This window comes from Pelagihabitans pacificus, assembly GCF_009371985.2.
In the GTDB taxonomy this organism is placed as follows: Bacteria; Bacteroidota; Bacteroidia; order Flavobacteriales; family Flavobacteriaceae; genus Pelagihabitans; species Pelagihabitans pacificus.
Window position 1 is genome coordinate 1,550,529 of the sequence record NZ_VIKU02000001.1, and the last position, 16,759, is coordinate 1,567,287.

Here is a 16,759-nt window from a genome sequence, read left to right on the forward strand (position 1 = left end):
CATCATCTTAGTGGTTGCGCTCAACGCCCTGTTGGTAATCAAAAGGGAAATCATCGTTGATGACAGCGACCCTAATCCAGAACATTAATGGCGTATCTAGAAAAGCACTATGTAACCTTACTCTTAACGGCGCTCTATGTAGGCGGATGCCTTTACATTGGTTGGTATTTCAAAAAGAAGGCTTCCCAAGGGGTTGAGGGGTATTACGTTGCGAAACGGGAAATCCCGGGATGGGTGATTTCATTGGCCTTTTTTTCGACATCTGCCAGCACCAATACGTATATCGGTCAAGCGGGTAAATCTTTTGAGTACGGACTCTCATGGGCTTGGATGGGTTTTATATGGACCTTGTTCTGCATTGTTTCATGGCAGCTATTAGGGCCAAAAATGCGGTTTCAAACAGCGCGGCTACAATCGTTTACCATTCCCGATTATTTCCATTTACGATACAAGAGTAACTTGGCAAAAAGTATTCGTATCCTATCAGCTGTCATCATTCTTTTTGCAACGCTTTGGTACATGATCGGTATCGCCAAAGGGTGCGCCCATGTATTGACCTCGGTCTTGGATATTCCTTACGGGTATGGAGCGTTTGCCATAATTGCCATCACCTGCGCCTATACCATCTGGGGCGGCATGTACAGTGTGTTGTGGACAGATGCGATTCAAGGTATTATCATGTTCGGGGTGGCGATTTTAATGTTGATGATTCCCTTTCTATACGCTGGCGGAGTGGATAATTTGATGGAATCGATCAGTACTACCGATCATATGACCAAAACTGGGGAGCCGATGAAATCCGGATTGGTGACCTTCGGGGAGCTCGTATCGTTTCTTTACATCTTGGGAATTGGATTGGCAGTAGGAATGAAACAGATTTCCGAGCCCAAGAACCTTATTCGGTTTTATTCTGTCAACAATGCCAAAAGCATGCGCTTCGCCATGATATGGACACCTGTTTTTCTAGGAATTTCCCTGGTTTGTGTCATGGGCCTGGGCGCCCTGGTTCATGGAATGGCGACATCGGATGAGGCCGCATACCTCATCAACGATACCGATGAGGTGGTGGGTTTTATGCTTGATAAGTTCGATAATAAATGGGTTAATGGTATCTGCGTCGCAGGCTTGTTTGCCGCGGGAATGTCTTCTTTGGCATCGGTCATCATTATCGTCGGTACCGCCTTTGTCAAGGATATCTGGCACGTGATAAGGCCCATGCCTATTTCCAAAATCATTCCAAGGACCAAATGGTTTATGGCCCTCTATTGCTTGCTTGTTTACGCCCTGACGCTATACCCAATGGCCGGAATTGTGGAGCTGACTGCCTTCGCCGGGGCCGTCTTTGCCGCAAGTTTCTTTCCGGCTATTTTTGGCGGCCTTTATCTGAAATGGGGCACCGACCTGGGGGCCATGGCCTCCATGGTGATGGGAATGATCGTAAACGTGGTATGGCGTTTTGGATTTCGTTTTGAATATGAGGCCCTGAAGGATGTTCACGAGATTATTCCCGCTTTTCTAATTTCACTAACGACCTATGTTGTGGTGAGCTTGCTAAGTGAAAAGCGAAAGCCCGATTCCAAGCATCTCAAGTTGATATTTGGGGGTTCGGACAAAATTCCTACTCTTTGAACAAAGGTGTTTTGACCAAACTTATGAGCCCTTTATCCTCTTGTTTCAACACCCGTTTGCTGCGCAAATAACGATTGCGATTGAATTCGTCATAATTATCCGCTTTATTGTCCATACTGCTAATGCGAACTTTCCCGGACGAATGAATAAACTGATTATCGCCAATCCACATCCCTACATGCACTACTTTTTCCCGGGTCGAATCTGTGGCCTTTCTTCCAAAAAACAGCAAATCGCCTTTTTCCAACAAGTCAAAACTTTGAATCGAATCGATAGGTATTCCGGTGTGCACTTGTTGGGAAGCATCGCGGGGAATCACCAAACCGTTTAGAAAAAAGACGGTTTTAGTGAATCCGCTACAGTCCACTCCTTTGGTGGAGGTACCACCCCAGAGATAGGGTATCCCCATCAATTGCTTTGAGGTAGTCACCAGTGACTCCCCTGAAGGCTCCATGGATTCCAGCCATTGTTGGTACGGTTGTGACTTGGAACCATCCACATAGCCGATTCGCCCGTCCGGGTACTTTACGGCATAGAAATCATTTTGTTCGTCTAAAAGCTCCAGCACGTTTCCGGCTACGACATCGGACACCGGTTGGGAGCTCTTGTCCGGTCGCTCATAAACATGTCCGTAGGTTTCGGTATAGATAATTTTTTTGGTGATTTTCCATCGTTCCAATTCATCTTCGGTCAAGGGGACGATACCACCATCGTCTACCCAAGCAAGATAGCCGTCGGGGGTCTGAATCAAGGACCAGTCCCCCTTTTTCTTGTAAATTTTGATGGGCGTTCCCAAGGTCGCCTGCGTCGCCAATTCTGCCGAATGCTTGGGATTGCTTCGCAAGTTGGCTACGGAGATGGTAATCAAGCCCCGTGTTTTTCCCTCCAAATCGGCCGATGGCAAAAGCTGAATACTGTCAATAAAGTCGATGTTGTCGTCGGACAGTCTTTTCTTTAATGCGCTTACCGCCTCCGGTAGGTTGCTTTCTCCTTTTAAGAGATACTTTCCTTCTCTCGCAACCGCCTCCACCTGAAACAAGGCTACCCGCTTGTCGGGTGCAAACTTATTTTTTATGGTGGAAATTTGTTCTTCTAAAAGTACTTTTTCAGCCTTTTCCTCAAGGTTCCCACACGATATCATGAAACTTAGTAGAAAAAAAAATAGCACCTCGCTGGTGATTAAACGCATACCAAATAGCTTTTGGTAAAAGTAAGGAATAATTGAATTTGCCTTAAAACGAATGGATGAAAACAAGGTTCGAAGGGAAATCAAAAAAGCGAATCAAAAGTACTTCTGATTCGCTTTTTTTACATACTGTTTAATAAAATATTTTCTATCCGACCACTTGTCGCTCGGAAATAAAAGGTTGATGATAGTAACGCTGGCCGGTAGCTTTGTAAAGCGCGTTGGCCAAGGCGCCGATCACGGGCGGTAGGGAAGGTTCTCCCAGCCCGGTCGGGTCGATACCGTTTTCAACAAAAAAGGTTTCAATTTCCTTGGGTGCCTGATTGTTCCTAATCAGGTTATAGGTGTCAAAATTTTCTTGATCGGGCTTCCCGTCCGTAAAGGTCATTTGACTATAGGTGGCATGACCGATACCGTCGATAATGCCCCCTTCAATCTGGTTCCTGGCACTCAATGGATTGATAACGATACCACAGTCCACGGCACACCATACCTTGTCGATTGTCGGGGTGTCCCCTTCCATGGTCAAATCCAATACCTGGGCCACGTATGAATTGTGACAGTAATAAGAGGCAACCCCCCGGGCACTATTTCCATTTTTTCCTCCGGTCCATCCGGCTTTTTCCTTCACCAGTCTGAGAACACCTGCATATCTTTTGGGATCGTAATCATTGGTCTCAGGATCGCCCACTGGGTCGTTGATGGCCCTGTCGAACAATTCCAATCGGAATTCAATCGGGTCCTTTCCGGCCAACTCTGCGACCTCGTCTATAAAAGCTTGCTCGGCTCCGGCAATGAAATTAGATCGGGGGGCTCTCCAGGCGCCTGTGGTCACATTCGATTCCAGCATGTGTTTTTCTGCCAAGTAATTATCGACCGCGCCAGCGGGAAAGCGGTTTTCAAATACCAAATCGTCGTTCGTTCCAACTCCCCGGACGTGCCATGCGATAAGCTTACCATTTTCGTCAAGCCCTGCCTTGTAGCGTACCTTGTAAGAAGGGCGATAGGTGCCTTGGGTCATATCATCTTCGCGGGTATAGACCAGCTTGATGGGTGCCTGCATCTTTTTTGAAATAACGGCCGCTTCCACTCCAAAGTGACCGTACAGCCGTCTGCCAAAGCCACCTCCCATCCGGGTCATCATGATATCGATTTTCTCCAACGGCATCTCCAAACGGGAAGCCAAGGTTTTCTCCAAAAACTCAGGGGTTTGAATGGGCCCTTTCAATTTTGCTTCTTCCGCTGTCACATGGGCGTAAAAGTTCATGGGCTCCATCGTATTATGCGCCAAAAAAGGAGCGCTATACGTGCGTTCTATTACCTTGGCGGCATTTTTGAACGCTTTGGGGACGTCACCGTCTCGCCGAGCGGCTTCTTTGGGCTTGCTATTCAATAATCGAGTGAGCGCTTCCTCGTGATCAGCGCTGCTTTCGAGCTTGGAAGTGGTCTCCCATTCAACCTTTAAGGCTTTTTTCGCCTGCATACACTGCCAGGTAGATTCCCCGACCACTGCAACCAAGGTTGCGATGCCACCGCCATCCGACCATTGTTTTTCCACGCCCTCTGGGTACACTTCAATAGGAAAAACATCCTTTATGCCCGGCATTGCCTTGACCGATTCCACATCCATCGATTTATAGGTCATTCCAAAAGCAGGCGGATGCACAATCATCGCGGTAAGCATGCCGTCTTCCTGGATATCAAGACCGAACATCGGCTGCCCTGTGACAATCTTTGGTCCATCCACATTTTTCCGGTCTGTACCGATGATGGTGAACTCCGTGGCTTCCTTTAAAGGCACTTCCTCCGGAATTTCGACGCCTGCAGCCGCCGAGGCCATTTCCCCATATCCGGCCGTTTTATTGCTTCCTTCATGGCTCAGCACCCCTGCTTTCGTGGTAATTTCGTTTGCCGGAACTTGCCAGGCAGCGGCAGCCGCGGTAATCAACATTTGCCGAGCGGTTGCCCCGGCCATCCGCAACCCTTCCCATCCTTGACGTATCGATTGGCTTCCACCGGCCAGTTGTCGCGTAAAAATATCGGTGTTCAATGGGGCTTGTTCGACGATGACATCGTCCCAATCGACATCCAACTCTTCGGCAACGATCATGGGCATGGCCGTCTTCACGTTCTGACCTATTTCGGGGTTGGGCGACATGATAGTCACCATGCCGTTATCGGCAATTTTTAAAAATCCGTTGATATCGAACCATTCCTTCGGGATGCTTTTAAGTTGCTCCGGAGTCGGCTTACAGGATGCCAGCCAACTAAAACCTAGCATCATTCCTCCTCCGGCTAGTGCCGAACTTCTTAAAAAGGAGCGTCTATTGTAAGTAGTTTTTACGAGTTTCATTGTTGTTGTTTTAAATTCTTAATTGGCTTCTAGGCATTTTCCGAGGCAGCGGCCTTTTTAATCGCTTTTTTAATCCTGGTGTAGGTGCCACACCGACAAATATTGCCATTCATGGCCGTTTCGATTTCTGCGTCCGTCGGGTTGGAATTGCTTTTTAAGAAAGCACTGGCGTTCATAATTTGCCCAGCCTGACAATAGCCACATTGGTATACATCTTCTTCGATCCAAGCCTGTTGCACCGGATGGTCGCCATTTTCGGAAAGACCTTCGATGGTCGTTATCTCCTGGTCACCCACTGTTGAGATGGGCAACTGGCAAGAACGTACTGCCGAATCGCCCAAATGTATGGTACAGGCGCCACACTGTGCGACGCCACAACCGTATTTGGTTCCTACTAATTTCAAGTGGTCACGCAAGACCCAAAGAATGGGCGTTGTGGGGTCTACGTCTACTTGCTGACTCTTACCGTTAATGTTCAAATTAAAATTTGCCATGATAATTGTGTATATGATTGCCTTGAAGTTACAAAAATATAAGATGACTTGATACGCTTTAACATTCAATTGAAGGTCCCTTCCAGATTACTAGTGACGGTCAAAGTCAAATTCATACCTCATTTGTATATCGACCCGGTGAAATTCGTTTTTCAATTATTATAAGAACCTATCGGTCTAGTTCCTATTTTGATTAAATTCGTCCTAGATGAAAAAAATGAACGTCATCGAACTTTTTGCCGGGGTAGGCGGTTTTCGTCTAGGATTGGAACATTCGGGTCATTATAAGGTGGTTTGGAGCAATCAATGGGAGCCTTCAACCAAGACACAACACGCCTCCTTGGTCTATGAAGCGCGCTTCGGAAGTGAAAACCACAGCAATGAGGATATTGCCCAAGTATCTATCGATACCATCCCAGATGCCGATCTACTGGTGGGAGGCTTTCCCTGTCAGGACTACTCCGTCGCAACCACCCTTCAGAACTCAAAAGGATTGATTGGGAAAAAAGGGGTGCTCTGGTGGAGTATCCACCGTATTCTTTCCGAAAAAAAACACCCGCCCAGTTATTTGTTTCTTGAAAATGTGGACCGCTTGTTGAAATCACCTTCCTCCCAACGGGGAAGGGATTTTGCCATCATATTGAAAAGTTTGGACGATTTGGGCTATGCGGTAGAATGGCGTGTCATCAATGCAGCTGACTACGGGATGCCTCAACGGAGACGGCGTGTTTTTATCCTGGCATATCACCGATCTACCGTCATATACAAACAACTTGAGGGAGAGGACCCAACCGAATGGATTCATACTTTGGGTACGCTCGCGCACTCTTTTCCCGTTGTCAAGGTCGTTCAAAAACCTTCTGAATTAAGAATAGATAGAGACTTAGTGTCCCTATCGAAAAATTTTAATAAAAGACAAAAGTTATCCCCTTTTGAAAATAGTGGTATCTTCATCAATGGAACTGTTTTTACTTCGAAAACACTTCCAAATTACGATGGTCCGAGAATCGTTCTGGGAGATATTCTTCAAAATGGGGAGGTTACCGAAGACTTCTTCCTTCCGACCGAGGACCTTCCAAAATGGGAATACCTAAAAGGAAGTAAAAAAGAAATACGTACCTCCAAAAACGGCCATTCTTACCACTATAGTGAAGGTAGCATGATATTTCCCGATGCATTGGATAAGGCCTCAAGAACCATCATTACCGGGGAGGGCGGTAAAAGTGCCTCCCGTTTCAAACATGTAATCGCTACTAAAAAGGGCCTACGGAGACTTACCCCCGTAGAACTGGAACGTTTGAACATGTTCCCTGATAATCATACCCAACTAAGAGGCATATCCGATTCAAAACGTGCTTTTTTTATGGGAAATGCCTTGGTAGTCGGCGTGATCGAAAAAATCGGAGCCTCCTTATATGAAAAAATCAATTTGTGAAAATGGCGCTTGTAAGCACGTTTAAATCGGACCTCAAGAAAGAAAAGTGCCTGTCGACATACCTCGATTCTCTATATAGGCTTCATTTGAAACACTATCATTTTGAACGTGTAGCGAATTCAAAACGGCAATTGGAAGGCATCGATTTAATCTTTAAAAGCAAAAATAGTGGCAAAACGTTTTTTTTGGACGAAAAAGCACAGCTCGATTACCTCAATGAAGACTTGCCCACCTTTGCCTTTGAACTACGCTATGAAAAAGCAGGCGTTCCAAAAAAAGGTTGGTTGTTCGATACCGGGAAACAAACCGATTTTTATTCACTTATCACAGGGATTTACTCGGACGAGCCGGGAAAATTTACCGCAGCAAAAATTACTTTTGTAAACCGGAAAAAACTGCTTCGTTTCTTATCGGCCAGAAACCTGACTGAAAAAAGACTAGGCGGGTACGCCAAGCAGGAAGTGCGGTATCATGGGAAGGTAAAACTACAGGAATTGCACGAGGACAGGGAAGGGTATCTCTTTTTTTCAAGCCAAAACAAAGCTGAAAAACCAACTAATCTAATTCTTAAATTGGATTTTTTGGTAGCACAGCGAATTGCGAAACGCTTTGCATAAATTATTGCAAAGGCCAGGTGATCTTTATGTCGGGTTTTTATTCCATCATCTTAACCGATGGTCGTTTCCGTATATTACTATAAAAATGAGATGAAATTACCGAGTTGCCTTTTTCTGATTTTCTTCTTGTTCGTTTCCTGTGGCAACGATGACATTCCGTTAACCCAAAACGATCCTGAACCAGAGTCAGAGAAACCGAAAGGGGAAGATACCTTTCCCGAGGAGTATTCTGAAAATCTATTGCTGCAGTTGGAGGGTACGCAATTGGTGGACGCAAATAAAAACACGGTATATTTACAGGGCGTCGCCTTTAACAATTTTATTTGGGAAAACTCCGCCCTACCGCCAGCGCATCATACCGAAATAGATTACGAACGCGTTCGTTCCATGGGAATGAACACCATTCGCTTTTACATGAACTATCATTATTTTGAAGACGATTCCGATCCGTATACCTACCGTCAAAGCGGATGGGATTGGCTAGACCAAAATATTGCCTGGGCCAAAAAACACGGTATTTATTTGGTATTGAACATGCATGTTCCCCAGGGTGGGTACCAATCGCAGGGGGAAGGAGATGCTTTGTGGACCAATACGGAAAACCAAAATCGACTGGCCGCCTTGTGGAAGGAAATTGCCAAACGCTATGTAAACGAAGTGCAAATTGCAGGGTTCGGTCCCGTTAATGAGCCCGTACCCACCCAATCTATCGATCAGTGGAGCCAATTGGCCCAAAAAATAATAGATGCAATCCGTTCGGTGAACAGGCATCATCTCATCTTTTTGGAAAAAGCCATCTATGTCAAAGGAGCTCAAACGGATACCAACCTCAATTTTCCATCGGTTACAGGGAACAACCTGATCTACGAATTCCATGGATATGACCCTTATTTCTACACCCATCAGCTACTTGAGTTTGCAGATTTGGGAGATGGCGGAAGCTATCCCGATGAAACGGTTTTGGAAATCTCCGAGAGTCAGTGGTATACCGCTTCGTTCGATAATCCAAGTCTGCCCAGTGGTACCACTGAGTGGGAGTACTTCGAGGGCGTTCTATATGAGGTAGCCGACCCGAATATTGATATTGGCATACCTGCACTGGTTGGTGAAAATGTGGGGGGACGGGTTTATTTTGATGACATTATAGTAACCGAATACGATGAGAACGGAGATTTTGTACGTACCATTTACGAAGCCAATCTCACTACTCTGGAAAGTTGGAGTTATTGGAGCCGTAATGAAAGTGGTATCGGCGCTGTTTCCAATTTGGAAGGTCGCAACGATTCCAATAGTTTATACATCGAGGGGGCTACCACGGACGCCAACATGAGCAATTATGGGGAAGTCTTTGAAACCAGGGCAAACCATTCCTATCAAATCAGCGGGTGGATGAAAGGCGAGAACGTAGCCGGCAATGCCGAATGTAAGATACGATTGGACTTCTATTCGGTTGACGGACCTGTTTTAAGACGGAATAGAGCGTACTTGGAATCGGTGATCGAAAAAATGGCCCATTGGGCCAAGAATCGGAACGCTCCCCTGTATATGGGTGAGTTCGGTGCGGGATATCCCTGTTTTCAAGATGAAAAAGGCGGGCTCGATTTTGTAAAGGATATGGTTGATATCGCGAAGACCAATAACATACATTTTACCTACCATGCCTATCATGAGGATGCCTTTGGATTATATCTTGGTTTTGGTCTTCCCGACCCCAGTAACGTAAATCAACCCCTGATCGATTTATTTACAGAAATATTGAACCAATAATACGGTTGATCACTAAAAATTTGGATTTTTAAGGAATTCTATTATCTTGTTGATTATGATACAATTAGATAAAACTGAGAATCAGGAATTCCTGGAGAAATCAATTCATTATTTGGAGTCGAGCGGATTTGAAGAAATCAAGGCCGATATTGAAGGATATGAAACCCCAAAATCGTACGTTCGAAAGGGAAGTGGTTCGAAAATTACACCAGATATCGTAGCGATTAAAAATGGGCGAAAATACTATTTTGATATTAGCTTAAAATCGGAAAAACCGCGACTATTGAAGTCAAAATGGCTTTTTTTGGATACAATGAGCAGAATGAATTCCCATCATTTCCGCATCATTACCACAAAAGGGCATTATAAATTCACCGATAATATGCTAGAGGATATTAATCTTACCAATAAGACGCCGATCAAGATTTGAGGTGAGGGTGCTATCACTTCTTCAACATACCTATATGGGGTATGCCATCTTCCAAATAACCCTTACCCACCTGTTCAAAACCCAGGGAATTGTAAAATTTCTTGAGATATGTCTGTGCGGATAACTGAACAGTAGTTGTGTGATAAGAGTTCTTAATGGCTTTTAGGGAGGCGTTCATAATTTCGCGGCCATATCCGTGTTTTCTTTCCGAAGGTTTCACCACTACCCTTCCAATACTGGCCTCGCGAAAATATTCACCTGGTCCGAACACTCGGGTATACGCTACCAACTGTTCATTTTGTGTACCGATTATATGCAGTGCTTTCTGATCTTTACCGTCTAAATCCTGGTAAGCACAATGCTGTTCGACTACAAAAACTTCACTTCTCAACTGTAAAATAGCGTACAGTTCCTCTGTAGTAAGCTCAGGGAATGTCTTGGTCGTGATTGTCATGGATTTGCGCAGGGTATTTTTTCAATCCTACGTTCGTGCCTTCCGCCTTCGAAATCGGTACTTAAGAAGGTCTTTACCATTTCCAATGCCTGAGGCAGTGAAATATAGCGTGCCGGTAGGCTTAAGATATTGGCGTCGTTATGCTCTCTTGCCAAGGCGACGATTTCTTTGGTCCAACAGAGTGCACAACGCACCTTTTGATGCTTATTTGCCGTCATCGATGCACCGTTGCCACTTCCACAAATGATAATTCCATAAGTAACCGTTCCCTCTTCTACATCCCTGGCGACAGGATGTACGAAGTCAGGATAATCTACACTATCCGTACCATCGGTACCATGATTCAGCACCTCGATACCCATCGATTTCAACAAGCCGATAACCGCTAATTTATACTCAGTACCTGCGTGGTCGTTCCCTATGGCTATTTTCATTGCTAAATAAATTCCGATTAGTAATACAAAAGTACAAATTGTTATACAGAAGAGCGTTTTCACCACATAAAGGAATGCTTTCACAACAAATATTCTGGTTTTCACAAAAAGCATTGTTAATTAGCCCGGCTTATTGGTTGTTGGCACTGTTGATAAACCGACAATAAAAACTGACTTTCCTATTTTGTTTTTTCATTTGAAATTTGTTTTACAAAATGCTTTGTGATTAGCATAATTTTCTTCTAACTATTTGATAGGAACATATCAAATCAATACATGAAAGAGTTAACATAATTTTAAGCGATACTTATGAAAAAATTCATGTTGAAATCGGTTATCAACTTATCTTGATAAAATCGCTAAAACGCTCGATTTCAAGATTCCCGTGATGGTAAATTTTGTCAGTAAGTTTTAAAATTGGTTGAAAGCAACTTTTTGAGGGTTTATTTTTCCCACCTATCAACAGACCAACATAGACAACATTTTTAATTTTACATTAAAAAGAAAGAATATGAATATGGAATAATTGTTAATAAGCATATTGTCTTTATAAAAAATACAGCACGTAGGATTAAAACCGCAATGAATTATAATTCGTAATTTTCCGGTCTAATAAGAATTGAATGTCCAAGAAGAAGAAGCGAACTAAAAACAGTAGAAAAAACGAAATTACCAAAGGAATTTTTACCGTTCTTGAGAAAGAACCTAAAAAATCCTTCAATTATAAACAAATTGCCGCCAGAATTGGCGTTAGCGAAGCCCATGATAGAAACCAATTGATTAAAAGACTGGTTCAACTTAAAGAAAAAAAACGCATCGTAGAAGAGAGCCGGGGCAATTATAAGGCGGCTCCTTCCACAAAAACCTACCATACCGGAACAGTCGATATTACCGGTAGGGGGAATGCGTATATCGTAGTGGAAGGTATTGATGATGACGTCTTCGTACCGTTTAACAAATTAAACAAAGCATTTCATAAAGATACCGTCGAGGTATATATCTATCCTAGAAGAAAAGGGAGAAAACTGGAGGGTGAGATTATCAATATCCTGAAAAGGAATAAAACCAGTTTTGTCGGTATTGTGGACATGCAGCCGAATTTTGCCTTCGTGAGGCCTTCGGATTTCAGGATGTATACCGATGTGTTCGTTTCAAAGGATAAAATAGGAAAGGCGACCGATGGAGATAAGGTCATTGTTGAAATGACCGAATGGCCCGAAAATACCGATTCTCCTTATGGGAGAATCACTGAAATATTGGGAAAACCCGGGGAGCATGATACTGAAATACACTCGATCTTGGCGGAATACGGGTTGCCTTATAATTTTCCACCGGAGATAGAACGTTTTGCCAATCAGCTTGATACGAGCATAAAGAAAGGGGAAATTTCGAAAAGACGGGATATGCGAGAGGTACTCACATTCACCATCGACCCAAAAGATGCAAAGGATTTTGACGACGCCCTTTCGTTCGAAATCTTGGAAAATGGTAACTATGAAATCGGCATACATATCGCCGATGTCTCACATTACCTGAAACCCGATACGATTTTAGATGACGAAGCCTACAATAGGGCCACTTCGGTATATTTAGTAGATCGTGTAGTGCCCATGCTACCCGAAGTATTATCGAATAATGCGTGTTCCCTTAGACCGAATGAGGAAAAATATACGTTCTCGGCCATTTTTGAAATAGACAATAGCGCTGCCGTCAAGAAACAGTGGTTCGGGCGAACGGTCATAAATTCCAATGAGCGTTTTGCTTACGAGGAGGCACAGTACATCATTGAAAACAAAAACGGTACTATTCCCGAGGAAATCTCGATTCGGGGTAAAGGGTATTCGGTATCGAAAGAAGTCGTCAATGCGACATTGACCTTGAATCGATTAGCAAAAGTAATGCGAGAGCAGCGAATGCAAAAAGGAGCCATCTCTTTCGATTCCATTGAGGTTCGGTTTAATCTGAACGATAAAAATGAGCCGGAAAACGTTTATTTCAAGGAGTCAAAAGATGCCAATAAACTGATTGAGGAATTTATGTTATTGGCCAACCGCAAGGTAGCCGCGTTTATTGGGAGGCAAAAACCAAAAAAGACTTTTGTATATCGTGTGCATGATGAGCCTGATGAAGATAAATTACAGGCACTGAATGGCATTATTTCAAAGTTTGGTCATCGACTCGACTTCAAGGACAAAAAATCCGTTAGCGCATCGCTAAACAAACTTCTTGACGATGTGAAGGGACAGAAAGAACAAAACTTGGTCGATACCTTGGCCGTCCGTAGTATGAGCAAGGCGATATATACGACCGATAACATAGGACACTATGGCTTGGCTTTTGATTATTACAGCCATTTTACCTCCCCAATCCGAAGGTACCCCGATGTGATGGTACATCGGTTATTACAACATTACCTCGATGGGGGAAAATCCCCTAAGGCCGAAACGTACGAACTAAAATGCAAGCATTCTTCCGATATGGAAAACCTGGCGGCAAATGCCGAGCGCGATTCGATTAAGTATATGCAAATCAAGTTCATGCAGGACCATCAAGATGAGGAATTTGTCGGAGTAATTTCAGGTGTTACCGAATGGGGCATCTATGTGGAGATTATCGAAAATAAGTGTGAGGGAATGGTGCGGATTCGTGATATAAAAGGGGATTATTATATCTTTGATGAGAAGCAATACGCCATTATAGGGGAACGTACCAAAAAAACATATACCCTGGGGGATGAGGTGATCGTGATGGTGAAAAACACTGATTTGGTCAAACGCCATTTGGATTTTTCCTTGATAGGAAAGCATGAGTAAACAATTTTTTGGAATAGAATTTGTTTAGTGCTTAGTGCCTGCTTAAAAACCGATATGAAACAATTAGTACTGTTTTACGTTTTATCGTGGTTAGGATTTACTACTGCCATTGCCCAAGACCAAAAAATAACCAAAGATCTAGATACGTTCACAGAAATCAAGGCTTTTGACGGACTCTCCGTAAATTTGATAAAGTCAGATGTGAATAAAGCGGTCATCACAGGAGCAAACACCCAAAAAGTGGCTATTGTCAACAATGATGGCGTATTGAAACTGCGCATGCAAATCGATAAAATCTTCAGTGGTTATCGCACCTTTGTAGACCTGTATTACAGCGGTAAGATCATTGTAATAGATGTAAATGAAGATGCACGTATTACTTCTAAGGAAACCATCAGACAAGATGTACTGGAATTAAAGGCTCAAGAGGGTGGTGAGCTGGAAATCGATGCGGAAGTAGAACAGCTTTTGGTAAAATCAGTAACCGGCGGACTCATAGAAGCGATCGGTACTTCCGATTTACAGGATGTCGCTATCAATACCGGGGGAATCTACGAAGGAAAAAACTTCAAAACCAAGTTTACGACGGTCAATGTAAATGCGGGTTCGAGGGCTGAAATTTATGCAACGGACTATGTAAAGGCCACTGTGAAGGCCGGAGGCGAGGTACTGGTGTACGGTGATCCCGCCAAGATGGATGAAAAAACCGTTTTTGGGGGTACGGTGACACGAATGTGATTTGAAATCCATAATTTGTAGCATAATTACCAAACCGTTACGCTTTTTCAACCAATAACCCAATTAGTAGCATGTGGGAAGACATTCAGGCAGCGATACCCTTGGGCTTTCTTTTAAGCTTTATGATCGGGCCTGTTTTTTTTGTGCTCTTGGAAACTAGCGCCATCAAAGGGTTCCGTGCGGCCGTGGTCTTTGATTTGGGAGTAATAGTAGCGGATATACTCTTCATAACCGTAGCCTATTTTAGTAGCTTTCAACTATTGGAAAATTTAAGCAATCAGCCTGGTCTGTATGTGTTCGGCGGGGCAATCCTCTTGGTTTATGGGGTGACGACCTTTGTAAGGAAACAAAGCATTACAAAAACCTCCAAGGAAGCGGAAAAGACGTCCATTAAGGTCAGTAAGGGATACTTCGGGCTCTTTGTTAAAGGTTTTCTTCTAAACTTTATCAATATCGGGGTGCTTGTTTTTTGGCTGGGGATCATTATCGTAGTGGGCCCAAGCCTCGACAACGACTCATCCCGAATCATGGCATTTTTTACTTCCATGATAGCGGCTTATTTTGTAACCGACCTTTTGAAAATTCTGCTGGCCAAGCAATTAAAGCAAAAGCTGACCAAAAAAAGAATCCGTAGGGTTAAAAAGGTACTTGGGGTGATTTTGGTGATTTGTGGTTTGGTCTTGATTACGAAAGGGTTCTTACCAAAAGACAAGTTCAATATTGAAAAAGGACTGGAACGTATCGATAAAATCAGATAAGGAAAAGGGAAGGGATTTTTTCAGAGGTATTGAGCGCCCCGAATCCTCGGGGGAAACGCTGTACGTATCCAATGGACTTTTTCTATAAACGATAAATCCCCACCCATGTATGGGCAGGGAATCATTTTAGAGGCATCGAGCGGATTCGAACCGCTGTACAAGCTTTTGCAGAGCCTTGCCTAGCCACTCGGCCACGATGCCTTTTTGCGGGGCAAAGGTAACATAATTTTAAATAATCAACTTCTTTTTTGGGACAGGATTACGGTGACTCTTCCAACATCTCCGCCGATAGGAGGGTTTATTTTTGAAACGCCCACTTCCGCCTCTTCCACCATAGCTATTTCCGAAAATAGTCGGTCTAGAATACGCTGTGCCACATGTTCCAAAAGTTGGGATGGCACCTTCATCTCGTCTTTAACGATATGGTTGATATGAACATAATCCACTGTCTCCTTGAGATTGTCACTCTTGGCAGGTTCGGATAGGTTGGCGTGCACAGCTACATCTACGCGATAATCACTTCCAATGACCGTTTCTTGGGGTAAGCAGCCGTGATAGGCATAGACCCTTATATTTTCGACTTTAATACTACCCAAAACATAAACATTTTATACAAACTTAACGGAATCCGCCGAAAAAAGGAAAGCCTAACGGCCGACGATATGGTAGTAGGGCATCCAATATCCGATTAGTAGGTACAACGACAGTTACTCAATCCTTGGAAGAGGTCTACTCCAATGGTTACCACGTGGGTCCCCGTGCTATAGGTAATGATTTCGTTTAAAATGATCTGATAGGAGTACCCAAAGTAAAAATTCGATTTTTTAAGTCCGGCAAAAGGAGCGATATATAGTGGGTCACCGATTTGATCGTTCAAAAAACGGTAGTTCACACCCGCGTAGTAGTAATCCTCAAAATCGTACCAACGAAATTTCAGGTTCAAATCGGTTTCGGAACGGCCATCACTTTCGAAGATTTTGAATAAAAGGGAGGGCTCTATTTCCAAGTCGCTGTTCTTGTTTTTTCGGTAACGATATCCGGTATATACATAATAGTTCCTAAGCTCATTAGGTTCGTCGGCGTTAAAGGTCAAATCTTGGGGATCTTTGCCCAACAAATTCGAGGCGTTGGCGCTAAAATAGAATTTACCGTACCGATACATGGCACCCACGTCAAAGTTGTGGTTGGTGGTTTGTCTGTTGTTGATAACGGAAGGATCTAACTCACCACCGATAAACTCATCGATATCAATGCGAAACTGGTTGAAGTTGTAGGAAAGCCCCAAGGATAAAAACTCGTCGTCATACCGATCCAAGGTCAAGTGGTGGGCAAAAGAAATACGTGCTCCCTGCTGTTTGGTATACCCATTACTATCATTGTATAAAAACATCCCTATTCCCGATTGGTTGCCGATGCGCATGTCGGCGGCCAACGATTGGGTTTGTGGTGCGTCTTTGATTCCCACCCATTGGGCGAGTCCGTTCAGCCTTATTTTCACATGATCACCTATACCGGCATATACCGGCGATAGCACAAAAGGATTATCGGCCAAATACTGGGATAATTGGGGGGAGTTTAGTTCTTGCCCCCTGGCCAACACGGCGCCGAACAGTAGGGCAAGTATCAATAGTTTATTGCGCATGGTTACGTA

General features: G+C 43.8%; 15 protein-coding genes and 1 tRNA gene. 8 read left to right on the top strand and 8 right to left on the bottom strand.

The annotated features are described in order from the left end of the window. Positions 1-87: 87 nt before the first annotated feature. Positions 88-1,629: a sodium:solute symporter family protein gene (locus FK220_RS06750; RefSeq protein ID WP_152573488.1), complete on the top strand. Its 1,542-nt coding sequence runs from the start codon at positions 88-90 to the stop codon at positions 1,627-1,629. Here the strand turns inward: FK220_RS06750 and FK220_RS06755 are convergent. The 3 genes from FK220_RS06755 to FK220_RS06765 all read right to left on the bottom strand — a co-directional run bounded on the left by FK220_RS06755 (position 1,619) and on the right by FK220_RS06765 (position 5,662). Further along, the gene (locus FK220_RS06755; RefSeq protein ID WP_238718917.1) at positions 1,619-2,818 is read right to left on the bottom strand and encodes a C40 family peptidase; all 1,200 of its coding nucleotides are present in this window, start codon (positions 2,816-2,818) and stop codon (positions 1,619-1,621) included. The two genes, FK220_RS06750 and FK220_RS06755, sit on opposite strands and share 11 nt — an antisense overlap. Positions 2,819-2,963: 145 nt before the next feature. Then, positions 2,964-5,168: a xanthine dehydrogenase family protein molybdopterin-binding subunit gene (locus tag FK220_RS06760; RefSeq protein ID WP_152573489.1), complete on the bottom strand. Its 2,205-nt coding sequence runs from the start codon at positions 5,166-5,168 to the stop codon at positions 2,964-2,966. Positions 5,169-5,197: 29 nt separating this feature from the next. Further along, complete coding sequence (locus FK220_RS06765) at positions 5,198-5,662, bottom strand: (2Fe-2S)-binding protein (protein ID WP_152573490.1); 465 nt, start codon at positions 5,660-5,662, stop codon at positions 5,198-5,200. A 208-nt stretch (positions 5,663-5,870) separates the two neighbouring features. Between FK220_RS06765 and dcm the strand changes: the two genes are divergently transcribed. From dcm to FK220_RS06785, 4 genes are all read left to right on the top strand, one after another. After that, positions 5,871-7,097 (top strand): DNA (cytosine-5-)-methyltransferase, encoded by a 1,227-nt coding sequence (dcm, locus tag FK220_RS06770; protein WP_152573491.1) that lies wholly within the window; start codon positions 5,871-5,873, stop codon positions 7,095-7,097. A gap of 86 nt (positions 7,098-7,183) precedes the next feature. Then, entirely contained in the window at positions 7,184-7,714 is a 531-nt protein-coding gene (locus FK220_RS06775) for a hypothetical protein (protein WP_238718918.1), read from the top strand. A gap of 90 nt (positions 7,715-7,804) precedes the next feature. Continuing rightward, positions 7,805-9,481, top strand: a complete 1,677-nt coding sequence (locus FK220_RS06780; protein ID WP_166204793.1) for a glycoside hydrolase family 5 protein — start codon at positions 7,805-7,807, stop codon at positions 9,479-9,481. 55 nt (positions 9,482-9,536) lie between these two features. Next, a complete protein-coding gene (locus FK220_RS06785) occupies positions 9,537-9,911 on the top strand; it encodes a hypothetical protein (RefSeq protein WP_152573494.1) in 375 nt (124 codons plus the stop codon). 13 nt (positions 9,912-9,924) lie between these two features. On the opposite strand, the gene FK220_RS06790 is transcribed toward FK220_RS06785, so the two are convergent. Then, on the bottom strand, positions 9,925-10,365 hold the full coding sequence (locus tag FK220_RS06790) for a GNAT family N-acetyltransferase (RefSeq protein WP_152573495.1): 441 nt from the start codon (positions 10,363-10,365) through the stop codon (positions 9,925-9,927). After that, positions 10,362-10,799 (bottom strand): RpiB/LacA/LacB family sugar-phosphate isomerase, encoded by a 438-nt coding sequence (locus FK220_RS06795; RefSeq protein ID WP_152573496.1) that lies wholly within the window; start codon positions 10,797-10,799, stop codon positions 10,362-10,364. Before FK220_RS06795 ends, FK220_RS06790 begins: the two co-directional genes overlap by 4 nt. Positions 10,800-11,422: 623 nt before the next feature. Between FK220_RS06795 and rnr the strand changes: the two genes are divergently transcribed. From rnr to FK220_RS06810, 3 genes are all read left to right on the top strand, one after another. After that, positions 11,423-13,612 carry a ribonuclease R gene (rnr, locus tag FK220_RS06800; protein ID WP_152573497.1) on the top strand — a complete coding sequence of 730 codons (2,190 nt, stop codon included), beginning with the start codon at positions 11,423-11,425 and terminating at the stop codon, positions 13,610-13,612. Positions 13,613-13,666: 54 nt separating this feature from the next. Beyond that, on the top strand, positions 13,667-14,350 hold the full coding sequence (locus FK220_RS06805) for a head GIN domain-containing protein (RefSeq protein WP_152573498.1): 684 nt from the start codon (positions 13,667-13,669) through the stop codon (positions 14,348-14,350). Positions 14,351-14,421: 71 nt separating this feature from the next. Beyond that, a complete protein-coding gene (locus FK220_RS06810; protein WP_152573499.1) occupies positions 14,422-15,108 on the top strand; it encodes a LysE family translocator in 687 nt (228 codons plus the stop codon). Between the two features lie 130 nt (positions 15,109-15,238). On the opposite strand, the gene FK220_RS06815 is transcribed toward FK220_RS06810, so the two are convergent. The 3 genes from FK220_RS06815 to FK220_RS06825 form a co-directional block, all read right to left on the bottom strand. Continuing rightward, a tRNA-Cys gene (locus tag FK220_RS06815) sits at positions 15,239-15,309 on the bottom strand. Positions 15,310-15,344: 35 nt separating this feature from the next. Then, the gene (folB, locus tag FK220_RS06820; protein WP_152573500.1) at positions 15,345-15,704 is read right to left on the bottom strand and encodes a dihydroneopterin aldolase; all 360 of its coding nucleotides are present in this window, start codon (positions 15,702-15,704) and stop codon (positions 15,345-15,347) included. Between the two features lie 92 nt (positions 15,705-15,796). Continuing rightward, positions 15,797-16,750: a PorP/SprF family type IX secretion system membrane protein gene (locus tag FK220_RS06825; RefSeq protein WP_152573501.1), complete on the bottom strand. Its 954-nt coding sequence runs from the start codon at positions 16,748-16,750 to the stop codon at positions 15,797-15,799. Between the last annotated feature and the right edge of the window lie 9 nt (positions 16,751-16,759).